This is a genomic window from Micromonospora sp. SL4-19 (genome assembly GCF_047921475.1).
GTDB lineage: Bacteria > Actinomycetota > Actinomycetes > Mycobacteriales > Micromonosporaceae > Micromonospora.
On record NZ_JBLROB010000008.1, the window covers coordinates 137206 to 159683 of the forward strand.

The 22478-nt window shown below is 70.9% G+C and carries 22 protein-coding genes, 1 tRNA gene and 1 pseudogene; 14 read left to right on the top strand and 10 right to left on the bottom strand.

All coding sequences use genetic code 11. From position 1 onward, the window contains the following. The first annotated feature begins 41 nt into the window (after window positions 1-41). On the top strand, window positions 42-662 hold the full coding sequence (locus ACNAVT_RS13865; protein WP_416296252.1) for a copper resistance CopC family protein: 621 nt from the start codon (window positions 42-44) through the stop codon (window positions 660-662). Window positions 663-807: 145 nt separating this feature from the next. On the opposite strand, the gene gltX is transcribed toward ACNAVT_RS13865, so the two are convergent. The 3 genes from gltX to ACNAVT_RS13880 form a co-directional block, all read right to left on the bottom strand. Then, window positions 808-2217, bottom strand: a complete 1410-nt coding sequence (gene gltX, locus ACNAVT_RS13870) for a glutamate--tRNA ligase (RefSeq protein ID WP_416296254.1) — start codon at window positions 2215-2217, stop codon at window positions 808-810. Window positions 2218-2287: 70 nt separating this feature from the next. Next, a complete protein-coding gene (locus tag ACNAVT_RS13875; protein WP_416296255.1) occupies window positions 2288-3565 on the bottom strand; it encodes an MFS transporter in 1278 nt (425 codons plus the stop codon). Next, window positions 3562-4950 (bottom strand): GH1 family beta-glucosidase, encoded by a 1389-nt coding sequence (locus tag ACNAVT_RS13880; RefSeq protein WP_416296257.1) that lies wholly within the window; start codon window positions 4948-4950, stop codon window positions 3562-3564. The genes ACNAVT_RS13875 and ACNAVT_RS13880 overlap by 4 nt, the downstream gene beginning before the upstream one ends. 185 nt (window positions 4951-5135) lie before the next feature. Between ACNAVT_RS13880 and ACNAVT_RS13885 the strand changes: the two genes are divergently transcribed. Then, a complete protein-coding gene (locus tag ACNAVT_RS13885; protein WP_416296259.1) occupies window positions 5136-5582 on the top strand; it encodes an SRPBCC family protein in 447 nt (148 codons plus the stop codon). A gap of 149 nt (window positions 5583-5731) precedes the next feature. Here the strand turns inward: ACNAVT_RS13885 and aceE are convergent, their stop codons facing one another. Next, complete coding sequence (aceE, locus tag ACNAVT_RS13890) at window positions 5732-8476, bottom strand: pyruvate dehydrogenase (acetyl-transferring), homodimeric type (protein ID WP_416296261.1); 2745 nt, start codon at window positions 8474-8476, stop codon at window positions 5732-5734. Window positions 8477-8653: 177 nt separating this feature from the next. Here aceE and ACNAVT_RS13895 point away from each other — a divergent pair, with 177 nt between their 5' ends. Continuing rightward, window positions 8654-9058, top strand: coding sequence for a YjbQ family protein (locus tag ACNAVT_RS13895; protein ID WP_416296263.1), 405 nt, complete (start codon window positions 8654-8656; stop codon window positions 9056-9058). A 19-nt stretch (window positions 9059-9077) separates the two neighbouring features. Here the strand turns inward: ACNAVT_RS13895 and ACNAVT_RS13900 are convergent, their stop codons facing one another. Beyond that, on the bottom strand, window positions 9078-9848 hold the full coding sequence (locus ACNAVT_RS13900; RefSeq protein WP_416296265.1) for a helix-turn-helix transcriptional regulator: 771 nt from the start codon (window positions 9846-9848) through the stop codon (window positions 9078-9080). 70 nt (window positions 9849-9918) lie between these two features. Between ACNAVT_RS13900 and ACNAVT_RS13905 the strand changes: the two genes are divergently transcribed. The 6 genes from ACNAVT_RS13905 to ACNAVT_RS13930 all read left to right on the top strand — a co-directional run bounded on the left by ACNAVT_RS13905 (window position 9919) and on the right by ACNAVT_RS13930 (window position 15665). Then, window positions 9919-11340: an MFS transporter gene (locus ACNAVT_RS13905; protein WP_416296267.1), complete on the top strand. Its 1422-nt coding sequence runs from the start codon at window positions 9919-9921 to the stop codon at window positions 11338-11340. 18 nt (window positions 11341-11358) lie between these two features. Next, window positions 11359-11841, top strand: a complete 483-nt coding sequence (locus tag ACNAVT_RS13910; protein WP_416296269.1) for a MarR family winged helix-turn-helix transcriptional regulator — start codon at window positions 11359-11361, stop codon at window positions 11839-11841. A 51-nt stretch (window positions 11842-11892) separates the two neighbouring features. Next, window positions 11893-14415, top strand: a complete 2523-nt coding sequence (locus tag ACNAVT_RS13915) for a thiamine pyrophosphate-dependent enzyme (protein ID WP_416296271.1) — start codon at window positions 11893-11895, stop codon at window positions 14413-14415. Between the two features lie 111 nt (window positions 14416-14526). Continuing rightward, complete coding sequence (locus ACNAVT_RS13920) at window positions 14527-14964, top strand: DUF3052 domain-containing protein (protein ID WP_416296273.1); 438 nt, start codon at window positions 14527-14529, stop codon at window positions 14962-14964. Between the two features lie 75 nt (window positions 14965-15039). Further along, window positions 15040-15507, top strand: a complete 468-nt coding sequence (locus tag ACNAVT_RS13925) for a peroxiredoxin (protein WP_091104391.1) — start codon at window positions 15040-15042, stop codon at window positions 15505-15507. An 83-nt stretch (window positions 15508-15590) separates the two neighbouring features. Then, window positions 15591-15665: transfer RNA gene (locus ACNAVT_RS13930), tRNA-Val, on the top strand. Window positions 15666-15739: 74 nt separating this feature from the next. Here the strand turns inward: ACNAVT_RS13930 and ACNAVT_RS13935 are convergent. After that, window positions 15740-16636, bottom strand: a complete 897-nt coding sequence (locus tag ACNAVT_RS13935) for a tyrosine-type recombinase/integrase (RefSeq protein WP_416296275.1) — start codon at window positions 16634-16636, stop codon at window positions 15740-15742. On the opposite strand from ACNAVT_RS13935, the pseudogene ACNAVT_RS13940 reads away from it, so the two are divergent. Further along, window positions 16584-17055, top strand: a pseudogene (locus tag ACNAVT_RS13940) (NUDIX domain-containing protein). The gene ACNAVT_RS13935 and the pseudogene ACNAVT_RS13940 overlap by 53 nt on opposite strands. Here the strand turns inward: ACNAVT_RS13940 and ACNAVT_RS13945 are convergent. After that, on the bottom strand, window positions 17043-17609 hold the full coding sequence (locus tag ACNAVT_RS13945; RefSeq protein WP_416296277.1) for an HD domain-containing protein: 567 nt from the start codon (window positions 17607-17609) through the stop codon (window positions 17043-17045). The pseudogene ACNAVT_RS13940 and the gene ACNAVT_RS13945 sit on opposite strands and share 13 nt — an antisense overlap. A gap of 110 nt (window positions 17610-17719) precedes the next feature. Here ACNAVT_RS13945 and ACNAVT_RS13950 point away from each other — a divergent pair, with 110 nt between their 5' ends. Together ACNAVT_RS13950 and ACNAVT_RS13955 are read left to right on the top strand one after the other, a co-directional pair. After that, the gene (locus ACNAVT_RS13950) at window positions 17720-17944 is read left to right on the top strand and encodes a hypothetical protein (protein WP_416296279.1); all 225 of its coding nucleotides are present in this window, start codon (window positions 17720-17722) and stop codon (window positions 17942-17944) included. 126 nt (window positions 17945-18070) lie between these two features. Further along, window positions 18071-18709, top strand: a complete 639-nt coding sequence (locus ACNAVT_RS13955; protein WP_416296281.1) for a lipoprotein — start codon at window positions 18071-18073, stop codon at window positions 18707-18709. 157 nt (window positions 18710-18866) lie between these two features. On the opposite strand, the gene ACNAVT_RS13960 is transcribed toward ACNAVT_RS13955, so the two are convergent. The 3 genes from ACNAVT_RS13960 to ACNAVT_RS13970 all read right to left on the bottom strand — a co-directional run bounded on the left by ACNAVT_RS13960 (window position 18867) and on the right by ACNAVT_RS13970 (window position 20776). Continuing rightward, a complete protein-coding gene (locus ACNAVT_RS13960; RefSeq protein WP_416296283.1) occupies window positions 18867-19304 on the bottom strand; it encodes a hypothetical protein in 438 nt (145 codons plus the stop codon). A gap of 411 nt (window positions 19305-19715) precedes the next feature. Next, window positions 19716-20189 carry a hypothetical protein gene (locus ACNAVT_RS13965; protein ID WP_416296285.1) on the bottom strand — a complete coding sequence of 158 codons (474 nt, stop codon included), beginning with the start codon at window positions 20187-20189 and terminating at the stop codon, window positions 19716-19718. A 245-nt stretch (window positions 20190-20434) separates the two neighbouring features. After that, the gene (locus ACNAVT_RS13970; protein WP_416296287.1) at window positions 20435-20776 is read right to left on the bottom strand and encodes a hypothetical protein; all 342 of its coding nucleotides are present in this window, start codon (window positions 20774-20776) and stop codon (window positions 20435-20437) included. Window positions 20777-20989: 213 nt separating this feature from the next. Between ACNAVT_RS13970 and ACNAVT_RS13975 the strand changes: the two genes are divergently transcribed. Both ACNAVT_RS13975 and ACNAVT_RS13980 read left to right on the top strand, forming a co-directional pair. After that, the gene (locus ACNAVT_RS13975; RefSeq protein ID WP_416296289.1) at window positions 20990-21430 is read left to right on the top strand and encodes a hypothetical protein; all 441 of its coding nucleotides are present in this window, start codon (window positions 20990-20992) and stop codon (window positions 21428-21430) included. A gap of 307 nt (window positions 21431-21737) precedes the next feature. Next, complete coding sequence (locus ACNAVT_RS13980) at window positions 21738-22139, top strand: hypothetical protein (protein WP_416296290.1); 402 nt, start codon at window positions 21738-21740, stop codon at window positions 22137-22139. Window positions 22140-22478 lie beyond the last annotated feature (339 nt).

The following is a 22478-nucleotide window of genomic DNA, read 5'->3' on the forward strand; positions in this document are numbered from 1 at the left end:
CCGATGATCAGCGGCCGGATCGTACCCGGACGGAGGGGTTCATGGGGGGCAAGGTCGCCCGCGTGGCGCGTACCTGGCTAGTGGTTCTCGGCGTGGCGTTGGGTGTTTCGGTGCTGCCGGCCAGCCCAGCCGCCGCGCACAACTCGCTGACCAGCAGCGACCCGAAGGACGGGGCGCGGGTGGCGACCGCCCCGAAGCGGATCGAGCTCCGCTTCCTCGCCACGCCGGCCCCCGCCTCGACTCAGATCACCGTGGCCGGGCCGGACGACACGGCCGCCTCGGACGGCGCGCCGACCTTCTCCGGCAAGCGGGTGAGCGTGCCGTTCACCCCGGGTCCGGCCGGTGTGTACACCGTCACGTACCGGGTCGGCTCGACCGACGGCCACGCGGTCAGCGGAAAGATCAGCTTCACCCTGACCACCGGTGCGGCCGCCGCCACGCCCTCGGCCAGCATGTCGCCGAGCAGCGCCGCGTCGACCACCCCGGTGGACCCCCCGACCACTCCCGCGGAGCCGCCGACGTCCCCGGCGAGCCAGTCGCCCGCCGCATCGCGCTCGGACGACGGCGGAGGCACGGGCCTGTGGTGGGCGGTCGGGGCCGTGGTGGTGCTCGGCGCGCTGGGCGGCGGGCTGCTGCTCCGCCGCCGCTCCGCCCGCCGCTGAGTCGCCCCGGCACCCCCGTGCCCGGTGGCGCCGCGGCCACCGGGCGGGTCCGCTGGGTCGGCCCCGAAGCCGCCGGAGCGTGGTGGCGGCCACCGGACGGGAAAGGGCCCGCCGGGCGACCGGCGAGCCCTTTCGCGATCCGGCGTCAGACCAGGCGCACCCGGGCGGCACGCAGCCGGGTCAGGGTGCGCTCGCGGCCGAGCACCTCGATGGACTCGAAGAGCGGCAGGCCGACCGTGCGGCCGGTGACCGCGACCCGGACCGGCGCCTGCGCCTTGCCCAGCTTGAGGCCGCGCTCCGCGCCGACCGCCTCCAGCGTGGACTTCAGCGACTCGGCGTCCCAGGACTCCAGCCCGTCGAACGCCGCGATCGCCGCGTCCAGCAGCTCGGCCGCGCCCTCCTTCATCGCCTTCGCCCAGGCCGCCTCGTCGATCAGCGGGTCGGCCAGGAAGAGGAAGTCGACGTTCGACACGATCTCGCTGAGTACCGCGATCCGGGTCTGCGCCAGCGGCGCCACCGCGGCGAACGCGGCGGCGTCGAACTCCTCCGGCTGCCACGGGGGCGGGGCGATGGTGCCGGTGCCGGCCAGCCACGGCTGGCACGCGGCGATGAACTCCTCGATCGGGAGCGCCCGGATGTACTCGCCGTTGAACGCGCGCAGCTTCTTCTCGTCGAAGAACGCGGGGGAGGGGTTCACCTCCTCCAGCCGGAACTCGTCCTCGATCACCGACCAGGGCACGATCTCGCGGTCGCCGGAGGGGGCCCAGCCGAGCAGCATCAGGTAGTTGCGCATCGCGGCGGCGAGGTAGCCCTCGTCCCGGTACGCCTCCAGGGCGACCTTGTCCCGCCGCTTGGACAGCTTCTGCCGCTTCTCGTTCACCACCACGGGCACGTGCGCCCAGACCGGCGGCTTGACCCCGAGCGCGTCCCAGAGCAGCTGCTGCTTCGGGGTGTTGGGCAGGTGCTCCTCGGCCCGGATCACGTGGGTGATCCCCATGGTCATGTCGTCGACCACGTTGGCGAGCAGGAAGACCGGAGAGCCGTCGCCCCGGGCGATGACGAAGTCCTCGATCAGCTTGTTCTCGAAGGTCGGCTCGCCACGGATCAGGTCGACCACCACGGTCTCGCCCTCGTCCGGCGTACGGAAGCGCAGCGCCCGCCCCTCAGCCGGCGGCAGCCCCCGGTCCCGGCAGAAGCCGTCGTAGCCGGCGTACTGCGAGCCGGTACGCGCCTGCACGTCCTCCCGGGTGCAGTCGCAGTAGTACGCCCGGCCGCCCTCGTAGAGCCGCTGCGCGGCGGCGCGGTGCTCGCCGGCGTACGACGACTGGAAGTGCGGGCCCTCGTAGCTGCCCCGCGCGATCCCGATCCAGTCCAGCGCCGACAGGATGCCCTCGGTCCACTCGGGCTTGTTGCGGGCCGCGTCGGTGTCCTCGATGCGGAGCACGAACACCCCGCCCTGCTGCTTGGCGTAGATCCAGTTCTGCAGCGCGGAGCGGGCGCCACCGACGTGGAACATACCGGTCGGGGAAGGGGCGAAGCGTACACGTACCGTCACGTCCCCCAGCCTACGGCCGGCGGCCAGCGGATTCCGCGAGGGGTGCGCCTACCGACCCCCGGCGGGCAGCTCAGGGCACCGATCGAATCCGGAGAACCAGGGCGCTGCCGAGCAGGGTGACCGCCGCGGTGACCGCGTACAGGCTGGGGTAGCCGCCCAGGTGGATCACGATCGGGGCGGAGAGCGCCGGGCCGAGCACCTGCGGGGCGGAGTTCGCGATGTTGATCACCCCGAGGTCCTTGGCCCGGCCGGTGGCGGTGGGCAGCACCTGGGTGATCAGCGCCGCGTCCACCGCCAGGTAGACCCCGTACCCGGCACCGAGCAGCAGCGCGGCGGCGACCGCCATCGGCCAGATCGGCGCCACGGCCAGCAGCAGCGCCGCCACCGCCATGATCAACCCGGAGACGATCACGAAGATCTTGCGCCGGCCGGACCGGTCCGACAGGCGCCCGGCCACCACGGCGGTGAGCATCATGCCCAGCGTGTAGAGCAGGATCAGCACCAGCAGCGAGCCCTGCGGATCGGGCACGCGCACCCCGTCGGTGAGGAAGTACAGCAGGTAGAGCGTGCCCAGCGCGTTGCCGGTCTGGACCAGGAACCGGGTGAACCAGGCCCAGGCGAAGTCGGGGTGCCGGCGCGGGCTGATCCACATCGAGGCGAGCAGCCCGCGCAGCCGTAGCGCCGGCCGGTGCTCGCGAGGCAGCGGGTCGTCCTCGGTGAGCAGCGCGAACGGCAGCGAGAGCAGCAGCACCGCGAGGGCGATCGCCGCGTATCCGGCGGCGTTGCCGGTGACCACGGCGGTGACCAGCACCGCCCCGACCACCAGGCCGAGCGCCTGCGGGATGCCCACCCAGCCGGAGACGCCGCCGCGCTGGGCGACCGGCACCCGGTCCGGGACGGCCGCGGTGAGGCTGGCCAGCATCGCGTTGAAGCAGACCTGGGCGGCGACCCAGCCGACCGCCACCCCGGCGATGCTGTCCTGCCGGGCCAGCAGCACCAGGGCGAAGGCGCCGAGCACCGCGCCCGAGGCGGTCCAGACGTGCCGCCGGCCGAAGTGCCGGTTGGCCAGCCGGAGCACGGTCCGGTCGGACAGCGCCCCGGCGAGCGGGTTGGCCAGCACCGCGGCGAGCGCGCCGAGGCCGGTGACGACGGCGAGCATCGCCTCCTTGTCGCCAGGCGCGATCCGCTCCACCTGCTGCGGCAGCAGCACCTGGATCGGGGTGAAGAAGGCCATCCAGAGGCCGAGGTTGGCCGCGAAGATCAGTGCGATCCAGCTCCGCCGGACCGGCACGGTCGGTTCGGCGAGCGCCGCCGGCAGCGGGGCCGGCGTCGGGTCGACGGTGGTCACGGCGTCGGCTTGTCGCTCGCGGCGGCGGGGCCGGCGAGCTCACTCCTCGCGCCCGCCGGCCGCACGACCTGGTCGCGGAACCAGGCGTACGACGACTTGGGGGTGCGCCGCTGCGTGGCGTAGTCGACGTGCACCAGGCCGAACCGCTTGGTGAAGCCCTCGGCCCACTCCCAGTTGTCCAGCAGCGACCAGACGAAGTACCCGGTCACCGCGACCCCCGCGTCGATCGCCTCGTGGACCGCCCGGACGTGCCCGTCCAGGTACGCGATCCGCTCCGGGTCGTGCACCCGGCCCTGCTCGTCCGGTACGTCGTCGTACGCACAGCCGCTCTCGGTGACCTGGATCGGTGGCAGCGTGTCCCCGTACCGGTCGCGTAGTTGGACGAGCAGCTCGCGCAGCCCGTCCGGCGCGACCGGCCAGTCGAAGGCGGTCCGGGGGTAGCCGGTCAGCGGCACGATCTCGAACGGCAGCGGTGAGCCCTCCTCGGCGGCCCGGATGCCGGTCGGGTTGTAGTAGTTGACCCCGAGCACGTTGAGTGGGGCGGCGATCACGTCGAGGTCCCCGTCACGGACCACGGCCGCGTCGAAGCCCAGCCCCTGCGGGTAGCCGAGGCCGAGCAGCGGGTCGGTGAAGAGCCGGTTGTGCAGCGCGTCGTACGCCGCCCCGGCGGCCCGGTCGGCGTCGGTGTCCCCGGCCAGCCGCACCGGGGAGTAGTTGTTCGCGATGGCCACCGGGCCGGTGCTGCGGGCGCGCAGCGCGGCGATCGCGAGGCCGTGCGCGAGAAGCTGGTGGTGGGCGACCGGGAACGCGTCGAAGAGCAGCGTCCGGCCGGGGGCGTGCACCCCCATGCCGTGCCCGAGACTCATGTGGATGAACGGCTCGTTGAGGGTGATCCAGAGCTTCACCCGGTCGCCGAGGCGGGTGGCGACCAGATCGGCGTACTCGGCGAAGCGGGCGGCGGTGTCCCGGTTCAACCAGCCGCCGGTGTCCTCCAGGGCCTGCGGCAGGTCCCAGTGGAAGAGGGTGGCGACCGGGTCGACGCCCCGGTCGAGCAGCGCGTCGACCAGCCGGTCGTAGAAGCCCAGCCCGGCCGGATCGGCCCCACCCGTGCCGGTGGGCTGCACCCGTGGCCAGGCGATCGAGAACCGGTAACCGGACACCCCCAGCCCGGCCAGCAGCGCGACGTCCTCGGGATACCGGTGGTAGTGGTCGCACGCCTCGTCGCCGGTGCTGCCGTCGGCGATCCGCCCCGGGGTGTGGGCGAAGCTGTCCCAGATGGACGGCCCCCGACCGTCAGTGGTGACGGCTCCCTCGATCTGGTACGCGGAGGTGGACACCCCCCAGCGGAAGCCGGCGGGGAACTCGGGCATCGGCGCGGTCGTCATTCGCCCTCCCAGGAACGAGAAGCGTGCTCGCGACTCTAGGGCGCGGAGCGCCGCCGGTCCACAGGTCCGGAAAGGCAGGCGGCGCAAGGGTTCGGCGTGTCTTTCCCCGAACCCGTCCGGGTAAGTCCGATTTACACATAGAGTGCTGAATATCGCGGATGTGGTTTAAGTGGGGGAAAGACAAGATGATCCTCGTGGAACGCAGTGCGCACGTGATGGCGCCGGTGGAAGCGGTCTGGGACGTCGTGCAGCGAGCCGAGCAGTTGCCGGCCTGGCTGGCGGGGGTTCGCGCGGCCGAGGTCCTCTCGGGGGAGGGCTACGGCCGGCGACAACTGGTCCAGGCCGGGCGCGGTGCGGCGCACGAGGCCGAGGTGATCGCCTACCAGGAGCCGACCCTGATCGGGTGGCGCGAACGGGCCAAGGGCGCCGGTGCCCGGGCCGAGGCGCGCACCGAGATCTACGTACAGCTGACCCCGGACGAGGAGGAAGGCGGGACGATCGTGCGGCTCATCGTCGTACGGTGGCCCGCCGGGCCGGTCAAGGCCGCCCTGCTCCGGCTCGGCCTGCGTCGGGTCGGCGCCGACCTGGAGGACTCGCTGGCCCGGCTGACCGATCTGGCCGCTGTCGGCTGACCGGAGCCGGTCTCGGCGTCGCCCGCGATGGTGATGGTCCGGCGTTCCCGCCAGGAACGCCGGACCATCGTCGATTCGGTGGTCGAGAAGACCAGAGACGACGAAGGGGCCCGGCGCTTCCGCGCCGGGCCCCTGTCGTACCGGATGGATCAGCTGTCGCCGCCGGTCTCGCCGACCGGGGCGGCGTTGACGTCGTCCAGCGCGTACTTCTTGGCGGCCTCGGCCGGCACGTGGGCCGGGACCGCGCCGCGGAGGGCGAGCTGGCGCAGCGCCGCGACCGTCACCGCCTCGGCGTCCACATGGAAGTGCCGGCGCAGCGCGTGCCGAGTGTCCGACATGCCGAAGCCGTCGGTGCCGAGCGAGGTGTAGTCGCCGGGCACCCAGCGGGCGATCAGGTCCGGTACCGCGCGCATCCAGTCGCTGACCGCGACCTTCGGTCCGTCCGCGTCGGCCAGCTTCCGCTGGATGTACGGCACCCGCGGCTCGGAGCCCGGGTTGAGCAGGTTGTGCTCCTCGCACTCCACCGCATCCCGGCGCAGCTCGGTCCAGGAGGTCACCGACCAGACGTCGGCGGCCACCCCCCATTCGTCGGCGAGCAGTTGCTGCGCCTTGAGCGCCCACTGCATGCCCGTGCCGGAGGCCAGCAGGTTCGCCTTCGGCGCGGCCCCGTCCAACGTGGGCGCGGGGGAGTAGCGGTAGATGCCCTTGAGGATGCCCTCGACGTCCACGCCCTGCGGCTCGGCCGGCTGGAAGATCGGCTCGTTGTAGACGGTGAGGTAGTAGAAGATGTTCTCCTGCGCCTCGCCGTACATGCGGTGCAGGCCGTTCTCCACGATGTGCGCGATCTCGTACGCGAACGCCGGGTCGTACGCCACCACCGCCGGGTTGGTGGCGGCGATCAGCAGCGAATGGCCGTCCTCGTGCTGGAGGCCCTCACCGTTGAGCGTGGTCCGGCCGGCGGTCGCGCCGAGCAGGAAGCCCCGCGCCATCTGGTCGGCCGCGGCCCACAGCCCGTCGGCGGTCCGCTGGAACCCGAACATCGAGTAGAACATGTACATCGGGATCATCGGCTCGCCGTGCGTGGCGTACGAGGTGCCCGCCGCGGTGAACGAGGCGACCGAGCCCGCCTCGTTGATCCCCTCGTGCAGGATCTGGCCGCCGGTGGCCTCCTTGTAGGACAGGAACAGCTCCCGGTCCACGGAGGTGTACCGCTGGCCGTGCGGCGAGTAGATCTTCGCCGTCGGGAAGAGCGAGTCCATACCGAACGTACGGGCCTCGTCCGGGATGATCGGCACCCAGCGCTTGCCGAACTCCTTGTCCTTCATCACGTCCTTGAGCAGGCGGACGAAGGCCATGGTGGTGGCCACCTTCTGCTTGCCCGAGCCGCGCTTGACGTCGGAGAAGCGCTCGGTGCCCGGGATCTGCAGCGCCTTGCTGGCGGTCCGCCGGGTCGGCAGGTAGCCGCCGAGCTGCTTCCGCCGCTCGTGCAGGTATTCGATCTCCGCGGACTTCTCCCCCGGGTGGAAGTACGGCGGGAGGTAGGGGTTCTCCTCCAGCTGCTTGTCCGGGATGTCGAGGTAGAGCCGGTCGCGGAAGAGCTTCAGGTCCTCCAGCGTCAGCTTCTTCATCTGGTGGGTGGCGTTGCGGGCCTCGAAGTGCGAGCCCAGCGTCCAGCCCTTGATGGTCTTGGCCAGGATCACCGTCGGCTGCCCGGTGTGCTCCATCGCCGCCTTGTAGGCCGCGTAGAGCTTGTGGTAGTCGTGGCCACCCCGCTTGAGGTTCCAGATCTCGTCGTCGCTCAGGTGCTCGACCATCTTGCGGGTCCGCGGGTCGCGGCCGAAGAAGTGCTCCCGGACGTACGCCCCGGACTCCGCCTTGTAGGTCTGGTAGTCGCCGTCGGGCGTGGTGTTCATCAGGTTGACCAGGGCTCCGTCGGTGTCCGCCGTGAGCAGCGGATCCCACTCCCGGCCCCAGACCACCTTGATCACGTTCCAGCCGGCGCCCCGGAAGAACGCCTCCAGCTCCTGCATGACCTTGCCGTTGCCCCGGACCGGGCCGTCCAGCCGCTGCAGGTTGCAGTTGATGACGAAGGTGAGGTTGTCCAGCTCCTCGCGGGCGGCCACGCCGATCGCGCCGAGCGACTCGACCTCGTCCATCTCACCGTCGCCGAGGAACGCCCAGACATGCTGCTGGGAGGTGTCCTTGATGCCTCGGTGGTGCAGGTAGCGGTTGAACCGGGCCTGGTAGACCGCGTTGATCGGCCCGAGACCCATCGAGACGGTGGGGAACTCCCAGAAGTCCGGCATCAGCCGCGGGTGCGGGTACGACGGCAGGCCGCCGCTCGGGTGCGACAGCTCCTGCCGGAAACCGTCGAGCTGGTCGGCGCTGAGCCGCCCCTCGAGGAAGGCGCGCGCGTACATGCCGGGGGAGGCGTGGCCCTGGTAGAAGATGTGGTCGCCACCGCCCGGGTGGTCCTTGCCCCGGAAGAAGTGGTTGAAACCCACCTCGTAGAGCGACGCCGAGCTGGCGAAGGTGGAGATGTGGCCGCCCACGCCGATCTCGGGGCGCTGCGCCCGGTGCACCAGCATGGCCGCGTTCCACCGGATGTACGCCCGGATCCGCCGCTCGATGTGCTCGTCACCCGGGAACCACGGCTCGCGCTCCGGCGGGATGCTGTTGATGTAGTCGGTGGTGGTCAGGGACGGCACCCCGACCTGGCGCTCGCGGGCCCGCTCCAGCAGGCTCAGCATGACGTACCGGGCGCGCTTGGTTCCGCGCTCGTCGATGACACCATCGAGCGACTCGACCCATTCGCTGGTCTCTTCAGGGTCGATGTCCGGAAGCTGGCTCGGCAGACCAGCGGTGATCACCGGGCGCTTGCGTTCCGTAGCCACAGGCGTTCCCTCGGTTCTGTGTGGGATAGGTCTCTAGCGCCATCCTGCCCCCTGATGACGGCTTCCGTCACGCCTCCCTCCCCCAGACGCGACGCTGAACACATGTACCAGCCAGTAACATTGCGTTTCGGGCCCTAGGCGCCAACAGTGGGGCGTCGGGCGGGCCAGAATGCGGGTGTGCGCACCGACGTGATCACCGTCCAGACCGGGTCCCGGCCGGCCGTCCGAGACATCACCGCCGAGGCCGAACGGTTCGTCTCCGGGCAGGGCGACGGCCTGCTGCACGTCTTCGTGCCGCACGCCACCGCCGGCCTGGCGATCATCGAGACCGGCTCCGGCTCCGACACCGATCTGCTGCGCGCGCTCGACGACCTGCTCCCCGCCGACGACCGCTGGCGGCACCGGCACGGCTCGCCCGGGCACGGCCGGGACCACGTGCTGCCCGCGTTCGTCCCCCCGTACGCGACCCTGCCGGTGCTCGACGGGCGGCTGGCGCTCGGCACCTGGCAGTCCCTCTGCCTGGTCGACACCAACGGTGACAACCCCACCCGCGAGGTCCGCTTCTCGTTCCTGCCGGCCTGACCCTCCCGCCCGCCCCGGCTCAGCGCAGCAGCCGGCGGAGCTGGCCGGGGGTCTGGCCGAGGTGGGCGCGTACCGTCCGGGTCAGGTGGGCCTGGTCGGCGAAGCCGAGCTCGGCGGCGAGGCTCGACAGGCTCTCCACGCACTCCTCCAGCCGGTCCAGCACCCGCCCGACCCGCAGCCGGTTCCGGTAGCGGGTCAGCGGCACCCCGACCAGCGCCTGGAACTCCCGGCTCAACCGGTACGGCGACACGCCGAGCGCCCGGGCCAGCGGGAGCAGCCCGGCGGCGTCGGGATGGCCGTCGTGCAGCGCGGCACGCGCCCGTTCGACCAGGCGGTGGTTCCGCCCGCTCCCGCCGACCGCCGGTCCGGTGGCCGCCCCGACCAGCCGGACCAGCCGCTCCGCCGCCGCATGGTCCGGGTCCGTCGCGGTCCGCAGCAGCAGCCGGTGCGCCAGGTCCACCCTGGCATCGACGTGCGCCACCGCCGGCACGGGCCGGTCCGCGAACAGCTCCTGCCAGAGCCGCTCGGAAAGGCGCACCGAGGTGCAGTCGTCGCCGCCGGCCGGGTGGGCGAAGCGTTCCTCCTCGCCCGGCACGGTCAGGTAGGCCGTCGTCGGGTCGACGAACTCCGCGCCGCCCCGGCCGGCCCGGCGGAAGCCGCCCCGCCGGGTCAGCACCAGCCCGTACGCCTCGTTCGACTCCGGGGCGGACCAGCCGGTGTGGTCGTCGCGGCACCGCACCGTGACGACCCGGAAATCCGGGTGCCGGAGCAGCGGCGTCACGGTTCGCATGCCGTCAGGGTGGCCCGGCGCTGCAAGGATCGACAAGACCTGAGGCCGCGGAACCGGCAGGGTGGCGGCCATGACCGAGCGGACCGGCCGGAGCGCCGCCCTGCTGGCCGTCCTGTTGGCCGGCCAGGCGATGGCCTCCATGGACACCTCGATCGCGGCGGTCGCCGCGCCCACGATCCGGGCCGACCTGGCCGGACCACCGGCCGTGCAGCAGCTCGTGCTCGCCGGCTACACCCTGACGTTCGCGGTGCTGGTGGTCACCGGTGCCCGACTCGGCGCGCGGCACGGGTACGGGCGCGTCTTCCTGCTCGGCCTGTCCGGATTCACGCTCGCGTCGCTGGCCTGCGGGCTGGCCCCGGGGCCGGTCGCCCTGGTGCTCGCCCGGGCGGTGCAGGGGGCGGCCGCCGCGGTGATGGTGCCGCAGGTGCTGTCGCTGATCCAGGCGTCCTTCGCCGGCGCGGCCCGGGCGCGGGCGATCGGGGCGTACGCGATGGTGCTGGCCCTCGGCGTGGCCGCCGGCCAGGTCGCCGGTGGGCTGCTGGTCACCGCTGACCTCGGCGGGTTCAGCTGGCGGGCCGCCTTTCTGGTGAACGTGCCGGTCGGCGGGGTGCTGTGGCTGGTCGGTCGCCAGGTGCTCGCCGGGCCGCCCGTCGTTCCGCCCCGACGGGAGGCGCTGGACGGGCCGGGCGTCCTGCTGCTCGCCGCCGCGATGCTCACCCTGGTGCTGCCGCTGGTGCTCGGCCGCGATCTGGGCTGGCCCCGCTGGACCCTGGCCGCCGCGGTCGTCGCGGGCGCCATCGGCCTCCGGCTCTTCCTGCGGTACGAGGCACGCCGCGCCCGCCGCGACGCCGACCCGCTGCTGGACGTGACGGTGCTGCGGCACTCGGGCGTGCCGGCCGGCCTGCTCGCCTGCTGCGTGGTGATGGGCTGTTACGCCGGCTTTCTCTTCGTGCTCACCCTGCGCCTGCAGGACGGGCTCGGCTTCACCGCGCTGGCGGCGGGACTGGCCTTCCTGCCGTACGCCTCGGGCTTCGCCCTCTGCGGACTGGCCGTGCCGAGACTGCCCGACCGGGCCGGCGCCGTCCTGCCGGTCGCCGGCCCGCTGGTGCTCGCGGCCGCGGTCGCGGCGGTCGCCTGGCTGTCCCACGGCGGCTGGCCGTGGCTGCCGGGCAGCGCCCTGCTGTTCGCCGGCGGCGCGGCGCACGCGGCGTCTTTCAGCCCGCTGGTCAGCCGACTCACCGGGATCGTGCCGGTCGCCTCGGCCGCGGCACTCTCCGCGCTGGTCTCCACCGGCACCCTGCTCGCCGCCGTGCTCGGCGTGACCCTGATCGGTGGCCTGCACCTCGCGTTGCCCGACACCCCACTGGCGCCGGCCGCGCTCACCGCCGCGCTGCTGCTGTCCGGCGCCCACGCGGCCCACCGCGCTACCCGCCCGACCCGGGTCCGGCCAGCTGGCCAGGAGGTCGTCGCGCCGACCCGCCGGGCCGGATGACAGTTACGATGTCGAGCCATGGCGCAGCCCACCGTTCCCCTCGCCGGCCCCGACGCGGGCGACCGCTCCGGCCTGGCCGGGGACACCGTGCGCCGGATCCTGCACATCGCCTCCGCGATGCGGCACCACCAGGACACGGAGATCGCCGAGCTGGGTCTCACCCCGGCCGCCGCCCGCGCCCTGCACGAGCTCGACCCCGACCGTCCGCTGCCCGGTCGGGACCTGGCCGAGCAGCTGCGCTGCGACCGGTCCAACGTCACCGCCCTGGTCGACAAGCTGGAGCAGGCGGGGCTGGTGGAGCGGCGGGTCGACCCGGCCGACCGGCGGCAGAAGACCCTCGTCGTGACCGAGGCCGGCCGGCGCGTACGGGACCGGGTGTGTCAGGTGATGTCAGACTCCCAACTCCTCGGCGGGCTCACCACCGAGGAGTTGGCCACCCTGCGCGAGCTGGTCTGGAAGGTCTCCGACGCCGGCTGCCCGGAGCAGTGCGGCGAGGGCTGAGCACGGCCGGGCGGAACGTGTCCGAGTGGGCGACCTGGCCCTCCGTCGGTAATGCTGTCCGACGTGACCACCCCGCACGATCTCGACGACCGGTTCCGGGAGGCGCTGGGCGCGCTCGACGCCTCCGCCCAGCGGCGTGACCTGGGCGAGCGGCTGCCCGACGGCGGGCCGTTGACCGGAGCACAGGCGTTGGCGCTCTTCGACGCCCAGGCGACCAGCCGGCTGCTGGATCTCGCCGGCCGGTGGCTGCGCAGCTTCGGGGAGGGCTACTACACGATCGGCTCGGCGGGCCACGAGGGCAACGCGGCCGTGGCCGCCGCCCTACGGCCCACCGACCCCGCCCTGCTGCACTACCGCTCCGGCGCCTTCTACTGCCTGCGGGCCGCCCAGGCGGCGGGCGGTTTCCAGGCGGCGCCCGGCGACGGGGGGCCAGTCACCGGCGACGGCGATCCCGACGACGCCGAGCCCGCGACGCGATCGGGCGGCGACTCCGGTGACGTCGGAACGGCCACCCTCCCGGCGGCGGCCGAGGCCCGAGCCGGGAGCGTGGTGGGCGTGGCGCCGGCCGGCCCGCCGCTCCGGCCCACCCTGGATCCCGACGACGCGTACGCACAGGCGGCGCGGGACGTGCTGCGCGGGATGGTCGCCTCGGCGCGGGAGCCGATCGCCGGCGGCCGGCACAAGGTGTTCGGTCGGGCCGACCTCGCCGTCATCCCGACCACCTCCACCATCGCGTCCCACCTGCCCCGGGCGGTCGGCATGGGGCTCGCCCTGGAACGGCTGCGCCGGGTCGGCGGCGGCCGGCGGGCCGGTGCGACGGGGCCGGAGCCCGGCGGGAACGACGTCATCGGCTCGCCCTGGCCGCCGGACGCGATCGTGGTCTGCTCGTTCGGGGACGCCTCGGTCAACCACGCCACCGCCACGGCCGCGTTCAACACCGCCGGCTGGTACGACCACACCGGCCTGCGCATCCCGATCCTGTTCGTCTGCGAGGACAACGGACTCGGCATCAGCGTCCGCTCGCCGAAGGGCTGGGTCGAGGCGACGCTGCGGGCCAAGCCCGGGATCCGGTACTTCGCCGCCGACGGCACCGACCCGGTCGAGGCGTACCGGGTGGCGGACGAGGCGGCGGCCTGGGTGCGCCGGCACCGGAGGCCGGCGGTGCTGCACCTGACCACCGTACGGCTGATGGGACACGCCGGGGCCGACGCGGAGACCGCGTACCGGAGTCCGGCCGAGATCACCGCGGACCTCGGACGTGACCCGCTGCTGGCCACGGCGCGGCTGCTGGTTGCGGCGGGCTACGCCACCGCCGAGGAGCTGCTGGCCAGGTACGACGAGCGCGGCTGGCAGGTCCGCCGGATCGCCGACGAGGTGCTCGACGAACCGAAACTGGCGTCCCCGGCCGAGGTGGTGGCGGAGCTGGCCCCGCGTCGGCCGGTCCGGATCTCCCGGGTCGTGGCCGACGCGGCCGCCCGCGCGGCCGGGCCGAACGCGGGCGCCCGGGCCGAGGTGTTCGGCGGCAAGCCGCCGGAGCTGGCCGGGCCGCTGACCCTGGCGCAGAGCATCAACGCGGCCCTCGCCGACGGGATGCTGGACCAGCCGGGGATTGCCGTCTTCGGCGAGGACGTCGCCGTCAAGGGCGGGGTGTACGGGGTGACCAAGGGGCTGCGGGACAAGTTCGGGCCCGCCCGGGTCTTCGACACCCTGCTCGACGAGACCTCGATCCTCGGGCTCGGGCTCGGCGCCGGCACGGCCGGGATGCTGCCGGTGCCGGAGATCCAGTACCTGGCGTACCTGCACAACGCCGAGGACCAACTCCGGGGCGAGGCCGCCTCCATGCGGTTCTTCTCCCGCGGGGCGTTCCGCAACCCGATGGTGGTCCGGGTGGCCGGGCTGGCGTACCAGGAGGGGTTCGGCGGGCACTTCCACAACGACAACTCGGTGGCCGTACTCCGGGACGTGCCGGGGCTGGTGATCGCGGTGCCGGCGCGGCCCGACGACGCCGCACCGATGCTCCGGACCTGCCTGGCCGCCGCGGCGGTGGACGGCAGCGTCTGCGTCTTCCTGGAACCGATCGCGCTCTACCACACCCGCGACCTCTACGCCGACGGCGACGGCGAGTGGCTCGGGGGGTACGCCGAGCCGGGCGCCTGGGCCGCCCGCCACGTGCCGATCGGCCGGGCTCGGGTCTACGGCGTCGGCTCGGCCGAGGACATCACGATCATCACCTTCGGCAACGGCGTGCGGATGTCGCTGCGGGCCGCCGCCGCCCTCGCCGAGGAGGGGATAGGCAGCCGGGTGGTGGATCTGCGCTGGCTCGCCCCGCTGCCGGTGGCGGACATCCTCCGGGAGGCCTCGGCCACCGGGCGGGTGCTGGTCGTCGACGAGACCCGCCGGTCGGGCGGGGTGGGCGAGGGGGTGATCGCCGCTCTGGTGGACGGCGGATATGTTGGCGCGGCGCGCCGAGTGGCCGGACTTGACTCGTTTGTACCATTAGGTCCGGCAGCAGGTCAGGTTCTGGTCTCCGAGGAAGCCATTACCCAGGGTGCCCGTACGCTGCTGGCACGGTAAATTCCGTTCCACCCGGTGCGCCACTTGCGCGGGGAACCACAACTGTGTGGACTTGGCCCGACGGCGTCGGACGACGCCGCGAGCAGGGATGAGATGAGGAGGCACGCGACAGTGAGCGCGACCGCTGGTCAGGCCGCCGACGGGGTACGCAGCCTGGCGGACCGGTTCGGAGTCGAGCCGGAGATGGTCGTCATGGAGATGGGGTACGACGACGACGTCGACCAGGATCTCCGGGACGCCCTCGCCGACCGCTGTGGAGATCTGGTGGACGAGGATACCGACGAAGTGGTCGACGCGGTCCTGGTCTGGTACCGCGACGGCGACGGTGACCTCTTCGAGCTCCTCGTCGACGCCCTCGGGCCGCTGGCCGACAACGGGGTGGTCTGGCTCCTGACGCCCAAGGCCGGCCGGGACGGCCACGTCGAGCCGAGCGAGGTCGCGGAGAGCGCGCAGACCGCGGGCCTCCAGCAGACCTCCACGATCAACGCGGGCCGCGACTGGAGCGGCGCCCGCCTGGTGCTCCGGCGCGGTTCGAAGACCAGGAAGTAGGCCGCACGCCACCCGGCGGCGCTCGTCGCCGGTGTGGCAGGCTGATCATCTCCAGACTCGACCCGAGGAGCTCGCATGCCCATCGAGGTTGGCGCCGAGGCGCCGGACTTCGTGCTCAAGGACCAGAACAACCAGGAGGTCCGACTCTCCGACTTCCGCGGCAAGCGGACGGTGCTGCTGGTGTTCTACCCGCTCGCCTTCACCGGCATCTGCCAGGGTGAGCTCTGCGAGGTGCGGGACAACCTCAACGAGTACGTCAACGACGACGTCCAGGTGCTGACCGTCAGCGTCGACTCGGTGTACGCCCACAAGATCTGGGCCGACCGGGAGGGCTACCAGTTCCCGCTGCTGGCCGACTTCTGGCCGCACGGCGCGGTGGCCCAGGCGTACGGCGTCTTCAACGACGTCGCCGGCATCGCCAACCGTGGCACCTTCGTGATCGACAAGGCCGGCGTGGTCCGGTTCGCCGAGATGAACATGCCCGGCGAGGCCCGGGACCAGCAGGGTTGGCGCAAGGCGCTGGCCGAGGCCGTCGCCGCCTGATCCCACCCCAGGTACGCCGTTCGACCGGGTCGGAGGCCGGCAGGTAAGCTTGCCAACCTCCGGCCCGCCGTACGGGGCGTTCCGGGCGCGTAGCTCAGTGGGAGAGCACTCGCCTTACAAGCGAGGGGTCGCAGGTTCGAAACCTGCCGCGCCCACCACATACCACCAGCACCAACGCCGGCCCGAAGACCAGATTCTTGGGCGATGACAGCAGCGGTGACAGCAACCGACCTCATGACAGCCGCCCGTCAAGCTTGCCGAGCGCTTGGCGCATGACGTCAAGGTTGGCGTGCGAGTAAATCTTCAGGGTGATTTTCACGTCGGCGTGCCGGGCGATGGCCTGGACGACGTGTGGCGGGACGCCCAGCTCCATCAGCAGCGACACGACGGTGTGTCGGAGGTCGTGCAGCCGTACATCGGGACAGCCGGCCGTCTCCCGGAGAGACGCGAAGTGACGGTTGAGGTTGCGCGGCTCGATCGGGGTACCGACCTCGGAGGGGAAGAGCAGGCCGTGATCCTGCCAAACCTCGGCTAGCCGCTCGCGTTCCCGCCGCTGGCGCTCCTGGTGGTCCAGCAGGACCAGCCAGGTCCAGTCGGGCAGGGGGAGGACGGTCTCCGAGTCCTCGGTCTTTGTGTCTTGCAGGTGGAGCTTGCCGCCGGCCCGCTGGACGGTCTGGCCGATGGCGGCCGTGCCGTTGTCCAGGTCGAGATCTGACCAGCGCAGCCCAAGCAGCTCACCGCGCCGAAGCCCAAGTGTTGCTGCCACGACGTAGAGCGCGTACAAGCGGTGCCCCTCGGCAGCGGCGAGGAGCTTGCGCACCTGGTCGACCGATAGCCCTTTGCCGACCTTGTAGCGGGGCGAGGGGACCCGGACGAGCTTGGCGACGTTCCGCGATACCAGTTCCTCGCGCATGGCGTGTTGGAGCGCGTTGCGCAGTACCGCGTGCACGTACTGGATCTGACGCTTGCTGGGGTAGCGCTGGCAGCACCTACCGACCGAGCAGCAGCGCCGGTCAGGACGACGACTCGCATCGAGACCAGCTGTGCAGCAGAGGCACTTGCGGCGGAACTCGTCCATGAACGCCTTGACGTGCTGGACCTGCAAGCCGTCCAGGCGCTCCAACAGCATCGTTGTGGCGGTCTCCGTGTTCGTACAAGATGACCGTGGCCGAGTGCTGCTGATCGAACGCACGGACAACGGTCTGTGGTCCCTGCCAGGTGGCGGCCAGGAGATCGGCGAGACCGTCGCGCAGACGGCGGTCAGAGAGACCCGCGAAGAGACCGGCATCGAGGTCGAGGTGGTAGGACTCGTCGGTGTTTACTCGGACCCCGGCCACGTCGTCGAGTACTCCAATGGTGAGGTCCGCCAGCAGTTCTCGCTCTGCTTCCGGGCGAAGTCTCGCGGCGGTGCGTTGGCGAGGAGCGATGAGTCATCCGAGGTGCGATGGACTGGAACGTGAAGCCCTGCCGAGCCTCCCGATCCACCCGTCGACGCACCTCCGTATCCGACACGGCTACGAGGACCGCAGAGAACCCTACATCGGCTGAGGGACCCGGCCGTGAAGGCGGGACTGCGTTCGGCCCACGGCTGCGACCATCTCGGGTTCCGCCCGGATGATGAAGCGGGTGACCAGGTGATCCGGGCCGTAGCGCGACTGGATCTCCGCCAGCCTCTCCAACACCTCGAAGTCTTGGCCGTCGGGTCCCGTGGTCATGTCCGAGAAGCAGAGAGCATCAGCGACGGCCGACTCCTCACGGGAGAACTCATCGCTCAAGGCCGCGTCTAGGCCGCGTTCCTCGGCTTCCAGCCAGGCACACGAGTGGTGCGCCACCAGGGCGGCAATCCGCTCGTCGAAGTGCTCCCGCCTCAGCCACCGACCGCCGTCGAGGGAGTGGAAGCCGGTGTCGACCAGCTCGGGGTTGTAGCCCACGTCATGCAGCCAGGCGGCAGCAACCAGAATGTCTCGATCTTCCTCGCACACGGCTGCGGCGATGCGGCGGGCCTTGGCGGCCACCGCCTGGACGTGGCTCCACCGGCGGGGCAACGCGATCTCAAGCTTGGTGCGAGCCATCTGCTGGGCGGTCTCGACGAGTTGCGCCATGCGGTCAGGGTACGGAGACATCGAACGGACCGCACTCACCCAACAAGCCGGGCCATTAGCTTAGAACGCTTGTACGATCGGGTCGTGGCAAAGGAGCTGGTCGCACGCTGGTGGAACGGACATGGGGACGGCTGACCCGGCTTGACGTGTGGCTCGCTCGCGAGATCCGCTGGCACGTCGTCGCCAGGGCAGGCGACTCGGAGACGGGCAAGGTGCTCCGGTGGGAGTTCGCCACCGAGGACGAGGCCCGACAGATGGTGCGGCGTCTCGTCCAGGCCGACGGTAGCCAGTGGCGCGAGCAGACCGGCGACACAGCCACGCAGCCGCCGAGGTGAAGCCGGCTGGCAGCCGGCGGTCTGCCAGTGAGTTGCCCTGTCGCCAGGGCGGACGACGTAGCACTGAATCAGGCGGATAGCATCCGCTGGCCGTTGCTTCGACGGCAGAGGTCTACGGGGAGAGACATGATCCGGAAGATGGCCGTACCGGCCGCGCTTACGCTGATGCTCGCCACCGGCTGCGCCGGGGGCGATCCTGCGCCGGCCGCAGCCCCCACAACATCGGCCAGCCCGACTGCTTCGCCGGTCACCCCAGGCCCACCCTGGTATGACGAGGTCCCCCCCGCCGAGGCCGGCATCACCATCGGCGACTCGAACAGCGGTTGTGACCTGCCGATCACCTTCTCTATCCCGGCTGGCTGGAGGGTGAAGCAGATTCCTGCCAAGGCCAAGCTGAAGGTCGGTCGGGTGACTCTGAGCTGCGAGATCGATGCCAAGCCCGCCGGCCTGGTCGGTTTCCTTCGAGTGTGGACGGTCGACGAGCGCCTGCGCACCGACGCGAAGACCGAGGTCTCGGACTTCGTGACCGAGTACGCGCAGGACGACCAGGCAACCTACCGCCGGACCAAGGCCGGTCCGCTGGACTCGGTCGAGGCCTCGTATGTCCAGCAAGGCATCGACGGGAAGCCGAACCCGCAGCGGGCTATCGCGGTCCGCGCGATTCTCGGCGACGTCGTAGTGACCGTTGGCGGCATGGACGCTGAGGAGTTCCAGTCGCTTCTACCTGGCTTCCAGCTCGCCAAGCGGAGCGTCAAGCGGCGTTAACGGCCATGTCGCCACCAAACCACTGCGGGTTGGTTGCCGGCCGGCTACCGGCGATGTCGGGTCTCAGGACTTGCGTGACAGATCAGTCTCGGGACGTGGGTGACACATCCGGCTAGACACAATCGGTGCGAGGCTGCCCCTGGGTCGCCCCATGCCGTCAACCGGACACCCAGCAGTAGACGCCGCCGTCCGATTGAACGGCCTCGCGAGCCAACCCCGCCACGCCGACCAGAATGCCGAGCGCGACATCTGCATCGATATCCTCCCCGTTGCGGGCCAGCTCGGCTCGCCATGCCTCTGCAACGTCCCGCAATCGGGGCAAGTCTGCCTGGACGAGGCGAGCCACCAACTCGTCCGATAACGCGAACACCGCGCTGCCGTCGTTGACCATCTCCGCGACCATGCGCGGGTCGTCGACCGTCGCCTCATGCTTGCGGAGGCGGCCCGTCAACAGGTTCTCCCAGGTAACGATTGCGTCGTCGGCATCGAAGAAGGAGCCGGACACAGTCTTAACGCGTCGCTCCGGACCTCGGGCGTGGACGGCCTTGGCCTTCTTGTCGTCGGGCGCCCCGAAGAACTCGACGTACTCGCTCATCCGCCCATTGTGGCCCTCCCTCAACTACTGCATACCCGCCTACATGCCCATCACGAGTCAGGACTCGCGGCGTTCTCACACCGAGCGTTTCACCCAGGTCCTGATACCGATGTGTCACGCAGGTCCCGAGACCGGACACGGCGATGCCGGCGATGCCTGGTCTCGCATGATGCTTGACGGCGCGGCCTCACCTGACGTTTGACATGATCCCGATGAACTGACCGCCAGAGCGGCTGCGTGGCCCGATCATGTCGGGCATCAGGTGGGACGTGAGCGTCAAGCATGCCCCGTGACGGGACACAGCCGGCTGCAGGCGATGTCGGGCTTCACTTGATGCGTTACGGATCGCTGTCACTTGATCCGTGACACGTCCGGATAGGCGATCATGATGAGGGGATCTTGCCGGCGCGGTCAAAGGTAGTCGAAGTAGCGGACCCACCATGTGGAGATGGCGGGCCCGCAGACCCCGTCGTAGCGGTTCCAGAGGGGTTCTTCGGGGATGAGGGTGTAGCCGAGGTCGTCGAGGGCCTTGTGGATGCGGCTGGTGTCGTCTGGGTGCAGCACCTGGGCTGCTTCCTCGTCGTCCCAGACGCCGGGGTTCTCGACGGCGAGGACGGCCAGGTCGCCGAAGTTGCTGATGACGATGACGAGGCGCTCGCCGGTGGTGGTGGCTGCGGCGGGGATGTCGATGCGGCCGTGGAAGCTGGCGTCTTGAACGTGCCGGTCGACGTCGCATTGGCAGCCGAAGTCGCGGTCGAGTCGCTCGGCCAGATGGTTGAACCGTGTCCTGGCTCGGCGGTGGTCGTAGTTTGCGGGGAACTCGAGGTGGTTGGGGTCGTCGAGGGAGTGCAGCAGCTGCCAGAGTTGGGCGTCGTCGGCAGGCATCCGGTCATTGTGCCTGCCCGGTCTGCGGGTGCTGAAGTTTTCGGGCCTTGAACCGGGCGATGGGTTTGGCGGTCAACGACAACCGCCCGGCCGCGGAGATCGTGACCGAGCTGACCAGTCGACTCAACGAGCACGGACTGGGCAGGCCGCGGCAGCGGGCGGCGGACGACTCCCCTAGGTGGCAGCCGGAGACGGACGCGGGCGGACGGTGCGCCCCGAACCGGCTGTCGACGAAGTGGACGCTCCTACTGTTCGTCAAGTGGCGCCGTGGGTGGCTGGCTGATCCCATAGAGCTCGTTGAGGTCGAGCAGGTGGTGGCCGAGTACTGAGGCTATTCGGAGGTTGAGAACGAGCACCATGAACACGTTCGGGGTCCCGGCAGCGATGAGGACGTGCTGATGCGTCCCGTCGGGCATCTGCCAGACGTTCGTCACCTCCTCGCGGCTGAAGTCGTGGCCGGCGAAGTGATCGTGGGGGATGGCGTCGAAGTAGGGCCAGAAGTCGAATGGAGGAGGTTCATCGACGCCGACTGGTGCTGGCGGTGTCCCGTACGTGTCCTTGAACTCATCTGCCGTCAGTAGTCGCACCGGGCCATGGTGCCTGTTCTGTCGGGCGAGGTGCGAGGTGCGTGAAGGCTTCCGGCGGGATGTAGCGCTTGAGGCATCCCATGATCTCGGTCTTGGTCTTGCCCTCCGCGGCCTGGCGGGGGACGTAGTCGATGGTGCTCAACGACGGCACCGGACCCGGGCAGCCGAAGCGGAGTTCCAGGCCGTTGCCAGGCCGCCAAAGGTGGACCAGCGGTGACCACCGGCAGCCGTCGATGCCAAGCGCTCGTGCAGGTCAGAGCCGGAATGGGTACCCATGTCGGACATGCTGATAGGCCAGTGACAGTTCAACGCCAGGTGGTGACCACATGGGACAATGCCGGCTACATCGCAGACGCACCTGAGGGAGGCATCGTGTCGAGATGGCGAATGCTTCGGCTCGAGGTGGTCCGCCTCGTTCGTCAGCCATGGCGGCTGGCGGTCTTCGCGGGAGCCGTTGTATACGCTACCTGGCTGGATGATCAGATTCCAGAGCATGGTTTGGGCCGCGTCGTCCTCCAGTTGTTGCTTGAAGTCCCGGTGATTGTTCTCGCCTACGCGTTCATGTTGTTGCCGCCCGTTCGAGACAACTCGACCGAGCAGAATGCGAACCTTGAACGCGGTGGCGAGTCGGCAGGCCGATCGTCGGGCGAGTGAGGAGCGTGCGGGGGATGGGTCGTCGGGCCCATCAGTCGCTGATGGTCGGCGGCGATCTGCTCGACGAGGGATACCTCGTCATAGGTGCGGCCCACCCACCGGTGGCAGTATGCGTGAGGCGCGCGGGCATCAATGGTGTCAGGATGCGTCGGGCCGAGCCGCCGCTCCCGTTCGGCCGCGAGCCGTCCCCACGACGAGATGACGTGCTCCATCTTGGCGGATGAAGGAGCGGCAGGTGGTGTTGCATGAGCCCGGGCCGAGTCACCGGTCTGAAGGCCGCCGTTGCCGCGGGCATTCTCGTGACCCGGTGCCGGTCGTCGAGTTGCCCGACGGGCGCCGCGTCGGTGCCGATGAGCCGGCCGGGCACGAGGCGGTCAGCGGTCGTCGCATCACGATCACGCGCGAGGCAGACGTAATGCACCACGACGAGGGGCCGATGAGCCTGATCAGCACGGCAGCCGTGCGACGACTCCTGGGTCTCCTCGGGGAGCCGGTTGACCTGGTGCGGTTCCGGGCCAACCTGCTCATCGACGTACCAGGAAGTGACTTCGCCGCTATGCGCTGCGCGACCTCGCCGTGCTGGAAAGGCCGTAGCGCCTGCGGGGCAGCAGCGGCCGGATCTGGATTGAGTTCCCAGCGGCAGCGGAAAAGTCGCTATGGGGTCAGCACCGGGCATCCGAGCCACCTGGACAACCAACGGCGCTGGTAGTCACTGAGATCGTTGACGAAGACGGCGGCGTCGGCTTGGTTGCTCGAGCACAAGCTGGCGAGCTGTCACAGCTTTCCGGAGCCGATGACGAACGACGAGACAGGGGCGCGTCCATCAGTCGCGCTCCGCCGTCGGACACGGCAGAGAACAGCCCGACCAGCACAACGACCCGGATAGCGGTCACCCCGGCAGCGTCGCAGGGCCACCAGCCTCATGGCACGTGGGTATCGGCCGCCCCGGCTCTGGGTTGACCGGCTTCCTAGGGTGGGGGAGACGGGAGGGCCGGAGATGCGACGAGGGGTGCGCACGTTTGCCACGGCCGGCACCGTGCTGCTGGTG

Bases quoted from the DNA above. Each gene is read 5' to 3' on its own strand.
- ACNAVT_RS13865 (WP_416296252.1), top strand. From the start codon at position 42: ATGGGGGGCAAGGTCGCCCGCGTGGCGCGTACCTGGCTAGTGGTTCTC.
- ACNAVT_RS13880 (WP_416296257.1), bottom strand. From the start codon at position 4,950: ATGACGACCGCGCCGATGCCCGAGTTCCCCGCCGGCTTCCGCTGGGGG.
- ACNAVT_RS13885 (WP_416296259.1), top strand. From the start codon at position 5,136: ATGATCCTCGTGGAACGCAGTGCGCACGTGATGGCGCCGGTGGAAGCG.
- ACNAVT_RS13900 (WP_416296265.1), bottom strand. From the start codon at position 9,848: ATGCGAACCGTGACGCCGCTGCTCCGGCACCCGGATTTCCGGGTCGTC.
- ACNAVT_RS13905 (WP_416296267.1), top strand. From the start codon at position 9,919: ATGACCGAGCGGACCGGCCGGAGCGCCGCCCTGCTGGCCGTCCTGTTG.
- ACNAVT_RS13910 (WP_416296269.1), top strand. From the start codon at position 11,359: ATGGCGCAGCCCACCGTTCCCCTCGCCGGCCCCGACGCGGGCGACCGC.
- ACNAVT_RS13915 (WP_416296271.1), top strand. From the start codon at position 11,893: ATGCTGTCCGACGTGACCACCCCGCACGATCTCGACGACCGGTTCCGG.
- ACNAVT_RS13925 (WP_091104391.1), top strand. From the start codon at position 15,040: ATGCCCATCGAGGTTGGCGCCGAGGCGCCGGACTTCGTGCTCAAGGAC.
- ACNAVT_RS13935 (WP_416296275.1), bottom strand. From the start codon at position 16,636: ATGCTGTTGGAGCGCCTGGACGGCTTGCAGGTCCAGCACGTCAAGGCG.
- ACNAVT_RS13945 (WP_416296277.1), bottom strand. From the start codon at position 17,609: ATGGCGCAACTCGTCGAGACCGCCCAGCAGATGGCTCGCACCAAGCTT.
- ACNAVT_RS13955 (WP_416296281.1), top strand. From the start codon at position 18,071: ATGATCCGGAAGATGGCCGTACCGGCCGCGCTTACGCTGATGCTCGCC.
- ACNAVT_RS13960 (WP_416296283.1), bottom strand. From the start codon at position 19,304: ATGAGCGAGTACGTCGAGTTCTTCGGGGCGCCCGACGACAAGAAGGCC.
- ACNAVT_RS13965 (WP_416296285.1), bottom strand. From the start codon at position 20,189: ATGCCTGCCGACGACGCCCAACTCTGGCAGCTGCTGCACTCCCTCGAC.